Here is a 19401-nt window from a genome sequence, read left to right as displayed (position 1 = left end):
TTTCTTACATTTATATAGGCAAACTATTAAAAATCAAAAACATGACTAAGTTTTTTACCTCCATTTGCTTGTTAGGTTATAGCTTGTTGTTTGGACAAGTTACATCTAAAGATACAGTGACTAGAAAAGCCAGCATAACTTTTGAAAAAAAGGGAAATCAAGTTTTCTTTGTGCCTCAAGTACCGCCCTTATTGCAAATTTCAGGTGCTCCTAAAGCTTATTATTCTTATTTCTGGGAGTTGGGCGATGGGAATTATAGCAGAGAGGAAAAACCCAAGCACGTTTACAAAAAAACACCTAAAAAAGTCAATTTAAGTGTGACTAATAATTATGATTATGGGAAACCACCCAAGACACGTCCCATTTCTTTTACTATTGATGAAATTACAGAACTTCAATATACAGAACTAGCCTCCTTGCAAGATACGGTTCAAATTAAAATGTTTAATACTAGAGAGCCTGTTCCAGAAGAAGAAATGATAGTCGTAGTCAGTTATAAAAACCCATTGGATTATGTAGCAAGTGGTAAATTGTATTTGTTCTATAACGATAAAGAATTTAAAAATGATAATTTTCAGTTGCAGGAAGCTCGAACTTATTTTGATGAAAAAGAAGTCATAGAAGATGGCTTGACCGTGCATTCAAATTCTACAAATCAGTATTGGAAAGATTTGGCTGATCAAGACAGCAATCGACTGTTTAAAAATGATTTTATCAAAGAAGACAACTTAGATATAACCCTCCTAGATGCCAAAACTAATTTTAAGAATTACAAAGTCTTTGAAGTCAATGCTGTTAATCCGAACGAGACCCGAAATGTGTTTTTCTCTTTTAAGACCACTCCAGAAATGATTAAAGATACCACTGCCACAGTTCGCATGCGTAGTGTGTATGTGCCTGATAGGAGTTATAAAAATCATAAAAAGAAAACCTTAGAAATGCAGATTGTTACTTCGCACGACCCTAATAAGATGTCTAGTAATGCTACATTTATGAATTATAGGTTAGTACGATTTAAAAAATTAAAATTTAAAACTCAATTTCAAAATGATGGTGAAGGACCAGCCAGAACCATTCGTTTAGAAACGGATATACCTGATATGTTTGACAAACGAACTTTGGAAATTTTAGATTCTTATCCACAGTGTCCCATTTGCCCTAAAAATGAAGAAGTACGGTATAGCTGTTTAGATACGATTATCAAGCAAAAACAAATACATTTTACTTTTAAGAATATTTATTTACCAGGCAGTAATCAAACTAATGTGACTGAAAAAGACAGTACCAAAGGGTTTGTGCGTTATACATTAAAGTTTACTAAAGATTTTCATAAAATTAAAACCAAGAGTAAAACAGCTATATTTTTTGATAAAAATGAACCTGTGATTACTAATTATGCCGTTACTCGATTTAAACCAGGACTTTCAATAGGTGGAAAAGTGGGGTATAATTTTTTTCCAAAATTAGAAAATTCAAAAAGCTATTTTACTTCGGTTACTTTTTCTCCCTATAAATCGTATCGTTGGTATTGGCAAGCCGAATGGCAAAATAGTTTGCATCAATTTAATAGTGCGGCTACTGTGAGTGAATCTAGTATTGTGGGCAATAATGGCGTGAAACAATTGCAACGCATAACCACTCAATCAAATACCAAACAAATTACTATGGAAATCCCAGTTTTAGCAAGATATAACATCAACAATTATGTGGGGCTAGGCGCTGGAATGACTATGGGGGTTAATGTGTCAGCTAAAGAAACCGTTAATACCACTAAAGAAACATTTGAAAGTGGAAGAAGTGTATTGCTGAATACTAAATCAGATCAGCAAGAAAACGACAAAGGATTTTCCACCTTTCAATCTGGTATGCTAGTCGAAATTACGGCAGGTTTTGCACGTATAGGACCTAGTTTAGGGGCTCGATATGTCTTTAATTTCCAAAAAGATTTCAATTATGTGCAACTGTATGGGATTTGGAAATTTTAAATACGTAATATTCTTATGGATTACTAGTATTGCTTTTTCCCAGCAAAAAATATTTTGGGAAGACCAAATTTATGCGGTGACTGATGCTTTAGTGGCTCTTCCTAATGCAAAAAATATGGAACAGGCTGAAATCTTAGAAACGCAATTTTATCAGTCTGCTCAACCCAAATCGGTTAATTCGTATTTAGCTTTAGTGATTCTGTATTGTAACAAAGCATATTATCAAAACCAGTTGGGAAGACCTCTTGATGCGATTGCTACGTACGAAAAAGCTTGGCGACTTTTTGCTTCGAAACAATTAGATCGTTATGATATTGTTGAGTATTGTTATAAACCTTTAGGGAATCTATATCTGCAAACAGGTCAATACAGCCTTGCTGAAAATTGTATCAAACAATATTATTATTTAAGTACCAAAAATAACAATACAGCGCAAAAGGTAAGCGCTGTTATTAATTTGTCAATTGTGTATCAAAACACAGGACAAGCCGAAAGAGCTTTCAGTATGCTTGAAGAAGCATTAGAAAAGGAAAGCATGACGCTTGAACAGCGTTGTAAAATTTGGAACAATTTGGCAACTAATGCCATGTTGCTCAAAAAATATGCAAAAGCTAACTATTATCTGGATCAAATACTCAATGCGCATCGAAATGATGACTTACATTGGAAAGCACTCAGGAATAAGATGCAAATGTATTTAGAAACGAATGAATCTGAACAAGCCCTACAAACTTTAATAAAAGCGGAGCAAATCAGCCTAAAGTTGTCTAACATAAACAAAAGAGATTTCGCTCGTTTTTGTTACGAAAAAGCTGTGGTTTGGGTACAACTTCAAAATACCATCCAAGCCAAGAAAGCACTTAATGAGGTTTATGATTTGCTTTTACCGCAATTCAGTTCTAAAAATAGATTTCCCAAGGCTAGTGACTTGTATTTAGATACTTTGTTTTTAGATGTATTGGATTTGCAAAAGCAGATTTTATATGCTGAACATCAAGTTGAAGAAGCGTTGCAAGTAGCGCAACAAGCATTTTTATTTGAAGAAAAATTAATGCGAAGTTTAGCTTTCGAGCAAAATCAATTGATTCTTCAAAGTCAAAGTCATAAGCGGGTTGCGTGGTGTTTAGACGTATATTTAGAATTGTATGCAAAAACCAAGAAAAATAATTGGTTGGAACAGGCTTTTCTTATGTCAGAAAATCATAAGTCAGCCATGCTGTTGCGTAACCAGCAGAAATATAGTACGCCTTCAGTAAAGGAAAAAAAATTATATCAGGAAATCAATACGCTTGGGCTTTTAATCGAAAAAGAACAGCAAAAGTATGCTCATGCGAATATCAACGCCATCAATCGTTGGATTGTACAACAATCGGACTGTGTTTTAGCATTGAAAACCATGCAACAAAAAGCTGAGGTGGGTATTCAATGGAATTTGAAAAGTATATCCCAGTTTTTGCAAAAAAACAAGCAGACTTTAGTTAGTTATTTTATGGGCGATGAGCATACGTTTTTTTTCAAATTAGAAAATGGAAACTTGAGTTGCTCTAAATTATGTACCTCTGAGATGTTGAAATCTAAAATTCGATCCTATTTAGCATATTACACCTCCCCTGAAAAAATTACAAGTCATGTGACTCAATTCACTACAGAAAGCCATAATTTGTATCTTGCTTTAGGATTGCGTGCTATTCAGAATAAGAAAATAATAATCATTCCTGATGGACTTTTACGGTTTTTACCTTTCGAATCTTTGGTGGTTTCAAAATCTGCCAGTACAAATTTTACAAAAATTCCGTTTTTGGTTTTTAATAAGGAAATTTCTTATAATCATTCCATAAACACTTTGAAATCCGATTTTAAACGGTATAAATCTCCTAAAGTATTGGGAGTATTTCCTGTTTTCAAAGGTTCTGAGCAAGAGTTGGTCTTTTCAAATGATGAAAAAAACGATTTGCAAGATAAATTTGAAGGGAAGTATGTTACAGGGGTAAATGCAAATTTTATAACATTTGTAAAAGATGCAAAGCACTATCAACTGTTGCATTTGTCTACACATGCATCTGCGGGTGATTTAGAAACGTCAGCCTCTATAAAGTTTATTGATCGTGACGTGTTTTATTCTGAATTATATGGTTTGAATTTGCATCCTGATTTAGTTGTATTAAGTGCATGCGAAACGGGTTTAGGTAAGTTGTATTCAGGTGATAGTCCGCTGAATGTAGCAAGAGGTTTTCAAGTTGCTGGTGCTTCAAATTTAGTTTTTACCTTATGGAAAGTAAATGATTTTACGACTTCAAAACTCATGAGTCATTTTTACGATCAATTGAAAAAGGGAAGGCATTACGAGCAAGCATTGCATTTGGCCAAGTTGGATTTTTTAAAAGATGCAGAGGTTTCGAATGCAAAAAAATCACCCTATTATTGGGGAGCATTTGTATATTATGGTCAAGTAGAAAAGTCAGAAACGAGTCCTTTGTTTTTTGTGTTGGGGGTTATTTTGTTAGTGGCGATTTTGATTTTAGAAATTGGTCAACTATTTTTTAAAAATAAAGAGTAATCGTGCTAACCAGCAGGTGTGACACGATTACTCAAATTTTTATAAAATTTCACCCGTTGGAAGGCATTCCGCAATAGGTAATCCTGTTTTTTTCAATTCACTTTGTATGTCTGCGCCTTTACCCACTGCAAATACATGGCAATTATCGGCAAGAAAAAAGTGTTGAGCCACACGTAATACGTCGTCGGTGGTTACCCGATTCATATTCTCGATATAGTTTTCATAGAAATCAGAGGGTAAATTTTGAATTTCGGTATGCAAAGCATAACGCGCAATGGCTTCTGGTTTTTGAGATTGCATGATAAAATTACCGATATACTTCGATTTAGCTAATTGCAAATCGGCCTCACTTACTAGAGTAGTGCGAAGCAATTTTATCTCTTTTAAGATTTCAATGATGGCATCGCCCACTACATTATGACGAACTTGAGCCGATGCTTTGAATTTCTGTGTGTATTTGCCAGCACCAATAGTTGAATAGGAGCCGTAAGTCCAACCGTGTTTTTCTCTTAAATTTAAAAACAAACGCCCGTCAGCACCACCGCCTAAAATTTGATTTGCAATGACTACTGGGAAATAATCTGGGTCATTCATGGGTAAATCCATCGTGTTCACAACGCTAATGTCGGTTTGTACGGCATGGTCCATATTCACCCACGTAATTTGTGTTTGAGCAACAGTGGGAGGGATTTCGTAAGTAGTAGTAGGATAGGGGTTGGCTTTCCAATCGGAAAACAAAGTGGTGACTTTGGTTTGTACAGTTTCAAAATCAACATCACCTATAATGACTAAATAAGCTTGTTGTGGGTTGAAATAGTTTTGATAATTTGCTATTACGTCTGCTAAAGTCACATGATTGAGTGTTGCTTCTGTGGTAAATTCTCCTTTAGGATGGTTTTCGCCAAAGGTTACCAAGTTTTCAATACGAGCCAGTGTATGCTGTACGTTTTTTTCATTGGAGCGTAATGCTTCAATTAATTTGTTGCGTTCCTTGTCAAGTTCTTCTTGAGTAAAATTAGGATGCAAACAACCTTCTGCAAATAATTCCAGCATGCGTCCAGCGTATTTAGATAGACCTTCTGCTTTAGCACCTGAAGCATGGAATTGCATCTCTAGTCCTAAAAAATCAATTTCTTCAAAAAATGCTTCTTTAGTAATATTCAGACTGCCTTTGCCTAGTAAGGCAGAAGTTAGGCTATCTACGCCTTTTTTATCACCTTCTGTAAAGAGGGGATGGTCAATTTGTAGTTGGAATGTAACACGGGGAAGCTTATGATTAGCCACGACCAATACTTTTAATCCATTTGTTAAAACAAAAGTTTGCGGTTTTTGAAACTTTAAGGAAGGCATTACGCCTCCTTTTGGTTGATTTGTAACGATGGTGTTCATGTGGACTAATTTTGTGTTTTTGGATTGTAGGCTAATTCTAAACGTTGCTCTGTTTTTAAATAAGTCTGAGCAATTTGCTGAATGTCTTCGCGCGTGATGGTGTCATAGTGTTGTGCCTCCGTATTGATGAGGTTAACTTCATGATGTAAGAGATAAAAGGTGGCTAAATCATGCGCTATATTTTCTAAACTAGCTCTGCTATCCACCATGTGATTTGCCTGTTTGTTTTTGAGTTTTTGAAAATCAGTTTCGCTAATGAGTTCATTTTGAAGCTTGAAAATTTCTGCATCGATTTCTTTTTTCAAATCTTCTAGTGATACTCCAGACATAGGAATCCCATACATAATATACATGCCATAATCTTCCTGCGAATGGTTGAAAGCCCCCATTTGTAAAGCAATTTTCTTTTCATCTACCATTTTCTTGTATAATTTGGCGCTTTTTCCATCGCTCAAATAAGCTGAAATTAGGTCTAAAACTCGAGCTTCATGGTTTTTCATAGAAGGAGTTCTGTACGCTAACACCAACATAGGAATTTGAATGTTGTTATCTTCATAAGTCGCATGAATGGTTTGTGTGATTGGTTTTTCTGCTATGGGAATACGCGCAATTTCACTTCCCTTAGGAATAGAACCAAAATAAGTGTCAATCCAAGATTTAGCTTGTTCTATTTCAAAGTTGCCTGCAACTACTAAAACAGCGTTGTTAGGTATGTAATATTTTTTGTTGAAATCTTGAAATTCTTCTAGGGTTGATGCGTCTATATGCTCCATTTCTCCAATCGTAGTATTTTGGTACGGATGTTGGGCGAACAAATGCTTTTTTACTTCAGCTAAAAGCATTCCGTACGGACGGTTGTCATAGCGCATCCTTTTTTCTTCCTTTACTACTTCTTTTTGAGTATCAACGCCTATTTGGTTGATAACGGGATGTTTTAATCGGTCGGCCTCCATCCATAAAGCCAATTCGAGTTGGTTAGCTGGAAAAACTTCATAGTAATAGGTACGGTCATCAGAGGTATTGGCATTATTACTTCCGCCATTGGCGGTAACGAGTTTGAACCATTCTCCGCGTGGGATGTTTACGGTGCCTTCAAAAAGGAGATGTTCAAAAAAATGAGCAAAACCACTACGTCCCTTAGGGTCGTCCTTGGCACCTACATGATACATGATAGAAGTGACTACGACAGGCAAACTATCGTCTTGATGTAAGATGACATGTAAGCCATTGGACAAATCGTATTCTGTAAATTGAATTTCGGCAAGTTGTAAATTGCCACCTAAGGAAGATATATGTTGTTGCATGAGTGCTACTGTTTGTGATCAAAAATACTAAATAGGATTTATTGAGGGTTTGTTTTTTAAAATATTTAGTGGATTTATGCTGGGTATATTTGTTAATGAAATTATGAATAGAACCACTGAAACTGAAATTTTATGAAAGAAGCTTTATTTATCGTTTATAATGACAGTTAGACGATATTTTTTGTGAATAATTGAAAAGTGAATTAGTTTTGGAAGACCATTACATAAGTAGGTTAAGTTATGGTAGATTTGGGGCAAAAAGGGTAGACTAGGTCTACCTTTTTTATTTTAATACCTTGGGTTTTCATCCTGATGCAATAAAATATTTTGAGTTGACAAACACATTTAGGTTGTTTTAAATGTTAAAGAAATTGTAAATAATGTATTTCGTCGGGAATTTATGTAGTTAAACGTTTTTTTGCTGTTTAAAGAAAAGCAGGTTATATATTTGACTCACCATTACAATAAGTAGGTTAAGTTTATGGTAGATTTGGGGCAAAGAAGGTAGACATGGTCTACCTTTTTTATTTGTTTTTAATTAGTTTTTTAGCAATATCAGTGAGAAGCTGACGGTTTTGATCTATATAAGCTAATCCCGCTTGAATAAGGGCTTCAATGTTTACCACTGAAGTGTCGTCCATTTCGGGTGATGCATTATTCAATTCAGGCATGATTCTGTAGTAGTTTTTCTGATTCCTAGGGCCTAAATCATTATACATTTGTTGGAGATAGTAGTCAACCGTTTCTGCGTTTGAAGTAAGCAAAATATCAATCAGCGGACTAATCCATTTGAGTTTTCCTGCATTTTCAAATTCCTTGAAAGTATAGGGCTTGAGTACTTGCCCAGTACCAATTGATACCATAAGTATATCATTGACATTTGGAAAATCTACTTTATCAGGATGGTTAAGAATTTTTGAAAAATCTAATTTTCGCGCTTCGGCGAAAGCACACATAGCAGGGTTGTTAGCATAAACGCCTCCATCTACTAAAATAAATTCTTGATTGTATAAGGATTTAATTTTTGCAGGTTCAAAGTAAGTGGGTGCAGCACTTGTAGCTCTGCAAACATCTTTAACATAAAAATTTTCCAAGCCGTCATGAGCCTCATGACTACAAAAGAATTTAGCTTTCCTTGAATTAATATCGTATGCTGTGATTAGACAGGGTTTGACAAGGTTTTTGAGCTCTAAATTATTAAAGACTTCATCAAGTTGTTTTTCTATGTTTTTTTGAGATATTTTCTCTTTGAATAAGCCAAAAGGGTTTAATAAATGCTCCCAAAAATGGACATTGAAAATTTCTTCTCCTCTTTTTGCATACAAATCTAATGCATCTTGTATAGAAAATTTAGCTTTATTGGTTTCATCTGGAAACAGTATTAATGCTACAATGATGCCTCCAGTGCTTGAGCCTGCGACTAAATCAAAATAATCGCCTATACGTGCTTGGGGGTGATCAAGTTTTTGAAGTTGTTCTTCAATATATTTAAGAATCACACAGGTTATAATACCTCTTATACCTCCACCATCAAGGCTTAGAATTCGAATTTTATTTTTCATGATGTTTAGTTTTTGTTTGTCGAAATGGAGTTTCCAAAAATAAGTATTTTTTGAAATAAGGATTTGCAGAAACCATTTTTATTCTATTTAAACATAAAAAAACCTACAAGCTCTCACCTGTAGGTTCCTTAAAAAATATGTACTGTTTACTGAAAACGAAACACTATTTCTCAATCTCCTTCAAACTCTCCATTTTCTTATGCGCTAAGAAACCTTTAATGTCTTCAAAATGTTCTTTGACACGTTTGTTCCCAAATTCGAAAACCTTCTCAGCTAAACCATCCAAGAAATCACGGTCGTGCGATACTAAAATTAAAGTCCCATCAAAATCTTTTAGCGCATCTTTGATGATATCCTTAGTTTTCATATCCAAGTGGTTCGTAGGTTCATCCAGAATTAATACATTTACAGGTTCTAACAATAATTTAATCATTGCCAAACGCGTTTTTTCCCCACCTGAAAGCACCTTAACTTTCTTTTGAATATCATCACCTTTGAACATGAATGCCCCTAAGATATTTTTAATTTGGGTACGGATATCGCCTTCTGCAATACGGTCTATGGTTTCAAAAATAGTTGCTTCACCATCTAATAACGAAGCTTGATTTTGAGCAAAATAACCTATTTGTGAATTGTGTCCAATTTCTAATTTTCCACCATCGATGGCTATCTCATTCATGATAGCCTTAATCATGGTCGATTTACCTTCACCGTTTTTCCCCACAAAAGCAACCTTTTGTCCGCGTTCAATTACCATATTGGCATCTTTAAACACCACATGGTCACCATATGATTTGGTCAAATCTTCCACCACCACAGGGTATTGTCCTGAACGTGGCGATGGAGGGAACTTCAATTTCAAAGCTGAGGTGTCTACTTCATCCACCTCAATAATTTCAAGTTTTTCTAACATACGTACACGCGACTGTACTTGTTCCGTTTTTGAGAAAGTTCCTCTAAAACGCTCAATGAAAGCTTGATTCTCGGCGATGAATTTTTGTTGCTCATCGTACGCTTTTTGCTGATGAATTCTTCGGTCTTTACGCAATTCTAGATAATCCGAATACTTCGCTTTATAATCGTAAATACGTCCCATAGTTACTTCAATGGTACGATTTGTTATCGCATCTACAAAGGCTCTATCGTGGGAAATCACCATAACGGCTTTAGCTTGATTAGTCAAAAAATCCTCTAACCATTGAATACTTTCCATATCTAAGTGGTTCGTAGGCTCATCTAACAAAATCAAATCGGGTTTTTTCAATAAGATTTTAGCCAATTCGATACGCATACGCCATCCTCCAGAGAACTCCGAAGTTTTACGAACAAAATCCTCACGCTCAAAACCTAAACCTTTTAATACTTTTTCGACTTCCGCTTCATAGTTTACCTCTTCAATCGAATAGTATTTTTCAGATAATTCAGAAACTCGCTCAATCAACTTCATGTACTCATCACTTTCATAATCCGTACGAATGGTTAATTGTTCGTTGATATCGTCAATCTCTTTTTTCATATTCAAAACATCAGCAAACGCTTTAGATGTTTCTTCCATTACAGTACAATCGTCTTTGGTTAATAAATGCTGAGGTAAATACGCAATTACGGCATCGCTAGGAGCCGAAATTCCACCGCGTGTAGGCTTGTTTTCTCCAGCTACAATTTTAAGCAAAGTTGATTTTCCAGCACCATTTTTACCCATAAGGGCAATTTTGTCATTTTCATTAATCGCAAAAGTTACGTCGCTAAAAAGCGTAGTTCCGCCAAATTCAACGGCGATATCGTTTACTGTAATCATAATTTGAGTTTAAAAGTTTAAGGTTTAAAAGGTTAGAATTGTCCTTAAATTTTTGAAGTGCAAAGATAAGATTTATGTGCGGATTTGAAAATGTGATAATTTGAAATTAGTTATTCAAAAGTAACTTTATTTCTTTCTGGAAATCTGCATTATCATTGATGCCAATATGACCTTGCTGTTTTAGCACAAAAAGATGGTCTTTTGGGTTGAAATATTGCTTTAATTGGATTGAATTTTCTAATCCAATCAGATGGTCTTCATCCCCATGAAATAGGTAAATGGGACAGGTGATTTTGTGCCATTTTTTGTCCGTTTCAAATTGAAATTTCTTCAAATAATTAGGAAAATACGGCACTTTTGATTCTGTCAATTTCATTAAATTAGCATAAGGCGCTTGAAGTATCAGGGAGGTGCATTTGCGTACTGAGGCAAGATGCGAAGCTATACCTGTACCAATAGAATAGCCGATTAGGACTTTTTGGGAATAACTTTTTGTGATTTTATCAAATACAATTTGAACATCTTTCAATACTTGCTCTTCATTTTCAATTTGCCCTTCACTTTTCCCAAAGCCTCTATAATCCAAAATAAAAAAATCGTATCCTAAAGAAGTATAAAACTCGGAAATAGTGCCCCAAGTAGCTAAATTACCCGCATTACCATGTAGATAGAATATAATTCCTTTAGGCTCATTGACTTTAAACAGTAAACCATGTTGCTTTTTGCCATCAAAAGAAGAAATACTCTTTTCTTCAAATTTTTTCTCAAAATCAAACATATAATCTTTGCTTAAAGGTGCGTTCATAAATACCATTTCAGCCTGATTAAAATATACATATCCAACATAAAACAGATAAATGCTTACGAATAATGCTAGCAAAGGAGTGATTATGAATTTGATTTTATCATTCATTTATTATTTCATTTTTTTAGGATTTTGACGCGTATCAAATATCGCTAGTATTCTAATTTCGCTTTCAGAATGAACTTTGTAAACAATTTTATAATTCCTCACAATCATTCTCCTGTAAGGTGCTCCCAAAATTTCATCTACTTGATATTGCTCAGAAAAATGAATGCTTTTAGTTTGAAGAAGTATGTCTGCTACAACATTTTTTGCACCTTGTAGGGACTTTATTTTTAAATAATCAAAGATGCATTTTAAATCGGATTTCGCATTTGTATCCCATAAAATTTTAATCTTTTTAGACATACTACCAATTTTCAATTTCTCTTTCTAAATCTTCCATGGTGATAAACTGTCCCGAAGAAATACGCTCGTCTGCTTCTTTAACCATTTGAATATATTCTTCTCTATCAATTGGATACCCATTTATGGAAGTAGCTACAGCTTCTTTATCCAAAATAGTTTTAAGTGCTATAACTTTTTTAAGTTTAGCTTCATCATTGATATGAAGCAACCAATCCACTAACTCTAATTTTTTTAATGCCATATCCATAATGCAAATTTTATTCAAAAATACTATAAAATTAACAAAAGACTGCTCTAAAACAGTCTTTTACATCTTTTATTCTCTAAAAAAAATTCAATTCTACATTTATATTGATTTTTATAATGCAGATAAAATTTTGAGAGATAAAATTAGGAAACCATTTTTGAAACTATCAATTTTGCTTGAATCACATCTTTTTTATCAACCAAGACATCCACAGCCAAATCAGCAGTGCCAAATCCCGCTAACACCGCCGATTGAATATGATTTTGCAACCGAGAACCGATACCCAACTGATGCAACTCGGTTTGTATTGCTTGCGCAATAATTTCTGAACCTGAAAATATTTTTACGTATTCCATATTCTTTATTTTAATATCCCACCGCTTTATCATCTCCGCGACTGTCTGCACCACCTTCCAGTTTACCTTCTGGAAGTACTAAAATAGCATCTACTTTTCCTATAATACGGTTTTGCTTTTCATTGATATTATATCCTTTCAATTTTAGGTTTCTGATTAAAATTTCTGAAAACTTATTAGGTTCAAAAACTACTTCATCAGGCAACCATTGATGGTGAAAACGAGGCGCATCAACTGCTTCTTGCATCGTTTTTCCAAATGCTGTAACATTTAAGAAAGTTTGCAATACCGAGGTAATAATGGTGGAGCCACCTGGAGTACCCACAACCATAAAAAGTTTTCCATTTTTGTCAACTATGGTAGGTGTCATGGAACTTAACATTCTTTTGTTAGGTTGAATTGCATTGGCTTGTGCACCTACCAAGCCATACAAATTAGCTATACCCGGTTTAGCACTAAAATCGTCCATTTCATTATTGAAAAAGAAACCCAACTCATCCGAATAATGCTTGCTCCCAAAATTATCATTCAATGTTGTAGTCGCTGAAACCGCATTTCCATAAGCATCTACAATAGAATAATGAGTGGTTTCTGTACTTTCTTTGAATTCAATTTTTCCATGAGCAATATCACTTGACTTTGTCGCTTGTGCAAATGAAAAATTAGCCATGCGTGTTTTTAGATAATCAGTATCCAGCAACACTTGTTGCGGAATAGTTACAAAATCAGGGTCGCCTAAAAAATGATTCCTATCGGCATACGCTCTGCGTTCAGCTTCCACAAGTAATTGGATGGCTTTTTCAGAATTATGCCCAAAAGTCCCAATGTCGTAGGGCTCAATCATTTTTAAAATCTGAGCTAAAGTAATACCACCACTGCTAGGAGGAGCCATAGTGGTAAGGGTGTATTCCTTGTATTTTACTTGAATCGGTTTTCTCCAAACGGCTTGATAATTTTTTAAATCTTGAAAATCTATAATCCCCCCTCTATTCTTAATGAAAGCAACCATTTTTCGGGCGGTTTCACCTTCATAAAATTCTTTTTTTCCTTTTTTGAGTATACGTTTCAAGGTATTAGCTAATGCCTGCTGACGTAGAGTATCGTATGCTTTATAGGATTTTGAATACAAACTGTTAACGCCGTTGGCTTGAATAAGTTCTTCTCGGTAATTTGCAAAAGTAGTTTGGTTTTTAGGGGTAACCACAAAACCTTTTTCAGCTAAAGCAATGACAGGCTGGAAAATAACAGATAAAGGCAATGTTCCCATTTTTTTATGCACTTCATATATCCCTGCTATAGTACCAGGCACCCCAATAGCTAATCCTGAATGTGTACTTGCCCGTGCTATTACATTTCCGTCCTTATCTAAATACATGTCTTTATGCGCATGGCGAGAAGCTTTTTCACGATAATCCAAACTCCCTATACTTCCATCAGCTTTGCGATACACCATAAAACCTCCACCGCCTATATTACCCGCTTGCGGATAACAAACTGCCAAAGCTAATTCGGTTGCTATCATAGCATCAAAAGCATTGCCACCCATTTGTAGTACCTGTGTTCCAATTTTTGAAGCTTCTTCTCTTGCGGACACAACCATGGCTTTTTCTGCAACTAATCCTTTTGTGTGTTGCGCCAGTGCAAGATGGTTGCTAAGAAAAAGAACCAATAAAAATATAGATTTTGTTTTCATTGAATGCGTATAATTTTGAAAGCGAATTTATTACTATTTTCTAAAAAAGAAACAATCTGTATGTAACAGAATACTTACAGATTGTTAAATTCATAGGTTTTTACTGCTGTGACCGTTTTCGATGTCGCGTCTGCATATAATCTTCTATTGCTTTTCGGGTGGTATACCAAGTACGTCCTTCTTTGTGAGCGTCTATTTTGCCTTGACGCGCTAACAAACTGATATATTCTTGCCCATACTTCATTTCGGGTTCGTTGACAATATTTGCAATAGTATCGTATTCCTGTGTAGCCTCTGGTAAAGCACTTAAATAGATGTTGAGCGTACGCTCTACCGCTTGACACATTAAGAGCATCAAGCGTTGATAGTTGCCATTGTTAGCTTGATTTAATGCTTCGTAATATTTTTTTCGGTCTTCTTTTAAGATAATCGCTGGCGGAAAACCACTACGCATTAATAGTAAATTCATTGCCAGTCGAACCGTTCTTCCATTTCCATCAAAAAAAGGGTGAATCCAAACAAATTTATGATGGAAAATAGTAGCTAATTCTATATCATTTAAACCTAATGGGTTTTCATTTACAAAAGTTACCAATTCATCAATCAAATCAGGGACTTTGTGCGCTGAAGGAGGAATAAAATTTGCGCCTGATATACGCACACCTCCATTACGAAGCCTTCCAGCATATTCATCTTCTATGGTTCTTAAAACATAGCCATGCAAAGAAAGGATATCCAGACTTCTTAAAACATAGCTATCATTAACAATTTGATAGAGATATTCGATGGCTTTTTCGTGATTTTTGGCTTCAAAATGTTCTCTTAAAGAAACTCCTTTTATAGTAATCCCTTCTTGCAATACCATTTGAGTTTCTCTTAAAGTAAGTGTGTTCCCTTCAATACTATTAGAGTTGTATGTCCATTCAACAGAAAGAGCTTCTTTAATTTTAGCCATTGCCATTTGAGGTAATGGTCTAGCTTTTACTAGCATTTCCTTTTTTTGTTGAAGTCTTTCAAAAGTAGCCTCAAATTCTGAAAAGTATTTTCTATCAATTTCCCACATACCCAAAGTTACAAAATTATCGGTAAAGGTAAAATTTATTCTATCCGATATTATTTTCTTGTGTATTTTATGTTTTTTGTAAGTGTTTAAATTTGCTATGTTGTATATCTTTGTACCATGATAAATGATTACCCTAAGATAGAGAAACTGAAAAGTAGATCTCAGATTAATTTGTTGTTTACTGAAGGAAAAACAGTTTCAAAATACCCTTTGCGATTGGTGTATGCTGAAATAAATGATCTTGAACAAACAGATATTAAAATAGGAGTTTCGGTTTCAAAAAAGTATTTTAAAAAGGCAGTTGATAGGAATTATTACAAGCGAGTGCTGCGAGAAGTTTATAGGTTAAATAAATTAATCTTATTACCTGCATTATGCCAGAAAAAATATGCTATTATGTTTTTATATCAAACAAAAGAGCGTCTTAACTATGAGGAAATAGATGTTAGAACAAAAGAGTTGTTTGAAAAATTTGTTAAGCAACTTTAATCTTATCTGAGGAAGGACTATAAGAAACAAATAATTTCATAAGAAATTGAAATGTGTAAAAAAGCCGATTCGTTGAGAGAATCGGCTTTTTCGTTTTATTCCCCGTCAGCTTCTTTGTAGTCAGGGTATAAAAAATTATTATATGGGAAGCGTGTAATATGAATTTGTCTTACCGCTTCATAAGTTTTTTCTCTAAATTCTTCGAAATTATGTTTTTCCGTTGCTGAAATGAATAAAGCATTGTTTTCACCAAGACGATTCATCCAGGTTTTTTTCCAGTCCTCTAAAGTGTAATGTTTGGTAGTTTTTTCAGTGATCAAATCGTCATCAGCAATCGTAAGATGTTTGTAAGAGTCAATTTTATTGAAAACCATTATCGTTGGTTTGTCTACACTTTTTATGTCGTGTAAAATTTGATTTACGGATTCTATATGGTCTTCAAATTCAGAATGCGAAATATCAACCACATGAAGAAGTAAGTCGGCTTCACGGACTTCGTCTAGTGTGCTTTTAAATGATTCAACAAGTTGTGTTGGTAGTTTTCTAATGAAACCAACCGTGTCAGAAAGTAAAAAGGGAAGGTTTTTGATAACAACTTTTCTTACCGTAGTATCAAGTGTTGCAAAAAGTTTGTTCTCAACAAATACTTCGCTTTTGCCAATAGCATTCATTAAAGTTGATTTTCCAACATTAGTATAGCCTACTAAGGCTACGCGAACCATGGCGCCACGATTACTACGCTGGATAGCCATTTGTTTGTCTATGGTTTTGATTTTTTCTTTTAAAAGCGAAATTCGATCGCGTACAATTCTACGGTCAGTTTCAATTTCGGTTTCTCCAGGACCACGCATACCAATACCTCCACGCTGGCGTTCTAAGTGCGTCCACATACCTGTTAAACGGGGTAGTAAGTATTGACATTGAGCTAATTCTACTTGTGTGCGAGCATAGGAAGTCTCTGCTCTTTGAGCAAAAATATCTAGAATTAAGTTTGTTCTATCTAAGACTTTACAATCTAATTCTCGGGTGATATTTTTCTGTTGAGCTGGAGTTAGCTCATCATCAAAAATAACAGTTTTAATATCGTTTTCTTTGATGTATGTGTTAATTTCTTCAAGTTTTCCTGTACCTACAAATGTTTTAGGATTTGGTTTGTCCATTTTTTGTGTAAAACGTTTCACAACCTCTCCGCCTGCTGTAAAAGTAAGAAACTCTAATTCATCTAAATATTCGCGTAGTTTCTCTTCGTTTTGGTTTTGAGTAACGATACCTACGATAACCGTTTTCTCAAATATGTGTTTTTCTTTTTCTAGCATTACTAATAATTGAATTGCAAAATTAAGGAAATATAATAAATCAAGCTATTAAGTTTGAAGTTGAAGTGGGTTGTTTTTGTTTTTTTGTTTTTAGGGAATGTGATTTGAATAGGGAAAGAGGTTTTCTTAAAGGGGCTGATATAGAGTGAATTAATAATTTTAATATTTTTAATACATCACTTGTGCGTTTGTATAGAATTTGTATATTTGCAAACTTAAATTAATTAAACATATTGTTATGTACGCAATCGTAGAGATAGCAGGGCAACAATTTAAAGTAAGCAAAGACCAAAAAGTATTCGTACACCGTTTGGCTACAGAAGAAGGTTCAAATGTAACATTTGACAAAGTTCTTTTGTTAGACGATAACGGAAACGTAACTTTAGGCGCCCCAGCTATAGAAGGAGCTTCAGTAGAAGCAAAAGTTTTACAACACTTGAAAGGTGACAAAGTAATCGTTTTCAAAAAGAAAAGAAGAAAAGGTTACAAAAAAAGAAATGGTCACAGACAGTATCTTACTCAAATCGTAATTGAGGGAATCAACGCTTCTGGAGCTGCTCCTAAAAAGAAAGCTACTAAAGCTAAGAAAGAAGAAGGTACTAACGAATAATATTAACTTATAAAAACCATTACGTCATGGCTCACAAGAAAGGTGTCGGTAGTTCTAAGAATGGTAGAGAATCAGAATCGAAACGCTTAGGTGTTAAGATTTTTGGTGGTCAAGCTGCAGGTGCAGGTAATATCATTGTAAGACAAAGAGGTTCAAAGCATAATGCTGGTGAAAACGTTTATATGGGTAAAGATCACACTTTACACGCTAAAGTTGACGGTGTTGTTGCATTCCAGAAAAAAAGAGACAACAAGTCTTATGTTTCTGTAATTCCATTTGAAGCATAGTCTTTATAGAACATAAAAATTCAAAAGCGTTCGCATAGCGAGCGCTTTTTTTATACTTTTGCCCTAAGTTTTTTTATTATGAGTAAAATTCGAATTACCAAGCAATTTAATTTTGAAACCGGACATGCTTTATTCGGTTATGATGGAAAATGTAAAAATGTACACGGACATAGCTATAAGTTGTCGGTAACCGTTATTGGTACACCTATTACAGACCGTTCAAATGTTAAGTACGGCATGGTAATCGACTTTTCGGATTTGAAAAAAATTGTCAAAGAAGAAATTGTCGACCTTTTTGACCACGCAACCGTTTTTAATGAAACCACACCGCATTTAGAACTGGCCAATGAGTTAAAACAACGTGGACACCACGTTATTCTGGTAGACTATCAGCCTACCAGTGAAAATATGGTGATTGATTTTGCTTCAAAAATTAGAAGGCGTTTGCCGGTTGGAATCGATTTGCATTCTTTGAAGTTGCAAGAAACTGATTCTTCTTTTGCGGAATGGTATGCTTCGGATAATTTGTAATTATTTCCATTTTAAAGACTCCATTAGGATTCTTAAGTCGTTTTTTATGTATTGTGCTGCAGGTAAAACGGAATCAAAGTTGGGTTTTGCATAGAAGTAAATGGAGCCCATTAGGAAGTTTTTAGTGCTGTCGGTTACGTAAAATTGTGATTGAGATGCTGCATTTCCACCTACTTCGTAAAACATTCCAAATTTTCTTTCTTTGTTATTGATGAAAGGTTGCTCGGTAATGTTATCGGCCTTAACCACATGTTCATAAGTTAGTTTTTGAGCATCACGTAATAAGATGTCAATGTTGTTTTGAACAGGGCGGTAATTTAGAAAGACTGTGGCTTTTAGTCGTGGGTATTCTATGTGAAAACTGTTGTTCCCTTTGTTTGTAATTTTACCTAAACTATTATAGTTAAATTGATAATTGCTTGCGTTGTCAAACTTTTGGTAAGCTGCTTCTGGGTATTCTAATGCAAGATAAGCTTTTGGTTTAGGGAGTGCTTCATCTTTACAACTAGTGATATTAAAGATTAAGGCTAATAATGATAAGGTGTAAAAAAAGTTTCTTTTCATTTTAAAAGGGTAAATCGTTTTCAATTGGGTTGTCAAAAGTAGCGCTTTTTGGTGTCTCTGTTGTGTTTTTAAACGATTCTGAATCTTTTTTTGTGGTTAAAAAAGTAAATTCGGAGACTTGTATTTCTGTAGTGTATTTCGTTGAACCGTCTTCGGCTTGCCATTGACGTGATTTTATGCGACCTTCAACGTAAATTTTATCACCTTTAGTTAAGTATTTTTCGCAAATTTCGGCAGCCTTGTTTCTTACTACTACGTTGTGCCACTCTGTTGAGGTTATTTTTTCTCCTGTGGTCTTGTTGATATAAACATCATTTGTAGCGAGAGGAAAACGTCCAATACAATTGCCTCCGTCAAAATAATGCATTTTTACTTCATCGCCTAAATGCCCTATAAGCATCACTTTATTTAATGTACCGTTCATGTGGCTTGTATTT

General features: G+C 34.7%; 19 protein-coding genes. 6 read left to right on the top strand and 13 right to left on the bottom strand.

From position 1 onward, the window contains the following. Window positions 1-41: 41 nt before the first annotated feature. The gene (locus ACQY29_RS02500; RefSeq protein WP_428223680.1) at window positions 42-1985 is read left to right on the top strand and encodes a DUF7619 domain-containing protein; all 1944 of its coding nucleotides are present in this window, start codon (window positions 42-44) and stop codon (window positions 1983-1985) included. Then, window positions 1954-4542, top strand: coding sequence for a CHAT domain-containing protein (locus tag ACQY29_RS02495; protein WP_428223679.1), 2589 nt, complete (start codon window positions 1954-1956; stop codon window positions 4540-4542). The genes ACQY29_RS02500 and ACQY29_RS02495 overlap by 32 nt, the downstream gene beginning before the upstream one ends. A gap of 39 nt (window positions 4543-4581) precedes the next feature. Here ACQY29_RS02495 and ACQY29_RS02490 read toward each other — a convergent pair whose 3' ends face one another. The 10 genes from ACQY29_RS02490 to ACQY29_RS02445 form a co-directional block, all read right to left on the bottom strand. Next, window positions 4582-5931: a M16 family metallopeptidase gene (locus tag ACQY29_RS02490; RefSeq protein ID WP_428223678.1), complete on the bottom strand. Its 1350-nt coding sequence runs from the start codon at window positions 5929-5931 to the stop codon at window positions 4582-4584. Window positions 5932-5936: 5 nt separating this feature from the next. Further along, window positions 5937-7235: a M16 family metallopeptidase gene (locus ACQY29_RS02485; RefSeq protein WP_428223677.1), complete on the bottom strand. Its 1299-nt coding sequence runs from the start codon at window positions 7233-7235 to the stop codon at window positions 5937-5939. A 524-nt stretch (window positions 7236-7759) separates the two neighbouring features. Beyond that, window positions 7760-8797 carry a patatin-like phospholipase family protein gene (locus ACQY29_RS02480; protein ID WP_428223676.1) on the bottom strand — a complete coding sequence of 346 codons (1038 nt, stop codon included), beginning with the start codon at window positions 8795-8797 and terminating at the stop codon, window positions 7760-7762. 163 nt (window positions 8798-8960) lie between these two features. Then, window positions 8961-10595: an ABC-F family ATP-binding cassette domain-containing protein gene (locus ACQY29_RS02475; RefSeq protein ID WP_428223675.1), complete on the bottom strand. Its 1635-nt coding sequence runs from the start codon at window positions 10593-10595 to the stop codon at window positions 8961-8963. A 106-nt stretch (window positions 10596-10701) separates the two neighbouring features. Then, entirely contained in the window at window positions 10702-11508 is an 807-nt protein-coding gene (locus ACQY29_RS02470) for an alpha/beta hydrolase (RefSeq protein ID WP_428223674.1), read from the bottom strand. Between the two features lie 3 nt (window positions 11509-11511). Further along, window positions 11512-11808: a type II toxin-antitoxin system RelE/ParE family toxin gene (locus ACQY29_RS02465; protein ID WP_428223673.1), complete on the bottom strand. Its 297-nt coding sequence runs from the start codon at window positions 11806-11808 to the stop codon at window positions 11512-11514. 1 nt (window position 11809) lies between these two features. Continuing rightward, the gene (locus ACQY29_RS02460) at window positions 11810-12049 is read right to left on the bottom strand and encodes a hypothetical protein (RefSeq protein WP_428223672.1); all 240 of its coding nucleotides are present in this window, start codon (window positions 12047-12049) and stop codon (window positions 11810-11812) included. Window positions 12050-12198: 149 nt separating this feature from the next. Continuing rightward, the gene (locus tag ACQY29_RS02455; RefSeq protein WP_428223671.1) at window positions 12199-12411 is read right to left on the bottom strand and encodes a putative signal transducing protein; all 213 of its coding nucleotides are present in this window, start codon (window positions 12409-12411) and stop codon (window positions 12199-12201) included. Window positions 12412-12421: 10 nt separating this feature from the next. Continuing rightward, entirely contained in the window at window positions 12422-14104 is a 1683-nt protein-coding gene (gene ggt / locus ACQY29_RS02450) for a gamma-glutamyltransferase (protein ID WP_428223670.1), read from the bottom strand. Between the two features lie 100 nt (window positions 14105-14204). Then, window positions 14205-15167: a Fic family protein gene (locus ACQY29_RS02445; protein ID WP_428223669.1), complete on the bottom strand. Its 963-nt coding sequence runs from the start codon at window positions 15165-15167 to the stop codon at window positions 14205-14207. Between the two features lie 117 nt (window positions 15168-15284). Between ACQY29_RS02445 and rnpA the strand changes: the two genes are divergently transcribed. Continuing rightward, a complete protein-coding gene (gene rnpA / locus ACQY29_RS02440; RefSeq protein WP_428223668.1) occupies window positions 15285-15656 on the top strand; it encodes a ribonuclease P protein component in 372 nt (123 codons plus the stop codon). Window positions 15657-15751: 95 nt separating this feature from the next. Here the strand turns inward: rnpA and hflX are convergent, their stop codons facing one another. After that, a complete protein-coding gene (hflX, locus tag ACQY29_RS02435; RefSeq protein WP_428223667.1) occupies window positions 15752-16972 on the bottom strand; it encodes a GTPase HflX in 1221 nt (406 codons plus the stop codon). Window positions 16973-17210: 238 nt separating this feature from the next. Between hflX and rplU the strand changes: the two genes are divergently transcribed. The 3 genes from rplU (at window position 17211) to ACQY29_RS02420 (ending at window position 18400) form a co-directional block, all read left to right on the top strand. Continuing rightward, window positions 17211-17582, top strand: a complete 372-nt coding sequence (gene rplU, locus ACQY29_RS02430; RefSeq protein ID WP_428223666.1) for a 50S ribosomal protein L21 — start codon at window positions 17211-17213, stop codon at window positions 17580-17582. 26 nt (window positions 17583-17608) lie between these two features. Continuing rightward, window positions 17609-17869: a 50S ribosomal protein L27 gene (rpmA, locus tag ACQY29_RS02425; protein ID WP_428223665.1), complete on the top strand. Its 261-nt coding sequence runs from the start codon at window positions 17609-17611 to the stop codon at window positions 17867-17869. Window positions 17870-17947: 78 nt separating this feature from the next. Continuing rightward, window positions 17948-18400: a 6-pyruvoyl trahydropterin synthase family protein gene (locus tag ACQY29_RS02420; RefSeq protein WP_428223664.1), complete on the top strand. Its 453-nt coding sequence runs from the start codon at window positions 17948-17950 to the stop codon at window positions 18398-18400. Here the strand turns inward: ACQY29_RS02420 and gldD are convergent, their stop codons facing one another. Both gldD and ACQY29_RS02410 read right to left on the bottom strand, forming a co-directional pair. After that, window positions 18401-18964 (bottom strand): gliding motility lipoprotein GldD, encoded by a 564-nt coding sequence (gldD, locus tag ACQY29_RS02415; protein WP_428223663.1) that lies wholly within the window; start codon window positions 18962-18964, stop codon window positions 18401-18403. 1 nt (window position 18965) lies between these two features. Then, on the bottom strand, window positions 18966-19388 hold the full coding sequence (locus ACQY29_RS02410; RefSeq protein ID WP_428223662.1) for a single-stranded DNA-binding protein: 423 nt from the start codon (window positions 19386-19388) through the stop codon (window positions 18966-18968). Between the last annotated feature and the right edge of the window lie 13 nt (window positions 19389-19401).

This window comes from Flavobacterium sp. (assembly GCF_965262375.1).
In the GTDB taxonomy this organism is placed as follows: domain Bacteria; phylum Bacteroidota; class Bacteroidia; order Flavobacteriales; family Flavobacteriaceae; genus Flavobacterium.
Note: the sequence above shows the minus strand (reverse complement) of the source record. Positions and strands in the feature narration are given on the sequence as shown.

Coding starts and splice junctions, on each gene's coding strand:
- ACQY29_RS02500 (WP_428223680.1), top strand. CDS start 42: ATGACTAAGTTTTTTACCTCCATTTGCTTGTTAGGTTATAGCTTGTTG.
- ACQY29_RS02495 (WP_428223679.1), top strand. CDS start 1,954: ATGTGCAACTGTATGGGATTTGGAAATTTTAAATACGTAATATTCTTA.
- ACQY29_RS02490 (WP_428223678.1), bottom strand. CDS start 5,931: ATGAACACCATCGTTACAAATCAACCAAAAGGAGGCGTAATGCCTTCC.
- ACQY29_RS02485 (WP_428223677.1), bottom strand. CDS start 7,235: ATGCAACAACATATATCTTCCTTAGGTGGCAATTTACAACTTGCCGAA.
- ACQY29_RS02480 (WP_428223676.1), bottom strand. CDS start 8,797: ATGAAAAATAAAATTCGAATTCTAAGCCTTGATGGTGGAGGTATAAGA.
- ACQY29_RS02475 (WP_428223675.1), bottom strand. CDS start 10,595: ATGATTACAGTAAACGATATCGCCGTTGAATTTGGCGGAACTACGCTT.
- ACQY29_RS02470 (WP_428223674.1), bottom strand. CDS start 11,508: ATGAATGATAAAATCAAATTCATAATCACTCCTTTGCTAGCATTATTC.
- ACQY29_RS02465 (WP_428223673.1), bottom strand. CDS start 11,808: ATGTCTAAAAAGATTAAAATTTTATGGGATACAAATGCGAAATCCGAT.
- ACQY29_RS02460 (WP_428223672.1), bottom strand. CDS start 12,049: ATGGCATTAAAAAAATTAGAGTTAGTGGATTGGTTGCTTCATATCAAT.
- ACQY29_RS02455 (WP_428223671.1), bottom strand. CDS start 12,411: ATGGAATACGTAAAAATATTTTCAGGTTCAGAAATTATTGCGCAAGCA.
- ggt (WP_428223670.1), bottom strand. CDS start 14,104: ATGAAAACAAAATCTATATTTTTATTGGTTCTTTTTCTTAGCAACCAT.
- ACQY29_RS02445 (WP_428223669.1), bottom strand. CDS start 15,167: ATGTGGGAAATTGATAGAAAATACTTTTCAGAATTTGAGGCTACTTTT.
- rnpA (WP_428223668.1), top strand. CDS start 15,285: ATGATAAATGATTACCCTAAGATAGAGAAACTGAAAAGTAGATCTCAG.
- hflX (WP_428223667.1), bottom strand. CDS start 16,972: ATGCTAGAAAAAGAAAAACACATATTTGAGAAAACGGTTATCGTAGGT.
- rplU (WP_428223666.1), top strand. CDS start 17,211: ATGTACGCAATCGTAGAGATAGCAGGGCAACAATTTAAAGTAAGCAAA.
- rpmA (WP_428223665.1), top strand. CDS start 17,609: ATGGCTCACAAGAAAGGTGTCGGTAGTTCTAAGAATGGTAGAGAATCA.
- ACQY29_RS02420 (WP_428223664.1), top strand. CDS start 17,948: ATGAGTAAAATTCGAATTACCAAGCAATTTAATTTTGAAACCGGACAT.
- gldD (WP_428223663.1), bottom strand. CDS start 18,964: ATGAAAAGAAACTTTTTTTACACCTTATCATTATTAGCCTTAATCTTT.
- ACQY29_RS02410 (WP_428223662.1), bottom strand. CDS start 19,388: ATGAACGGTACATTAAATAAAGTGATGCTTATAGGGCATTTAGGCGAT.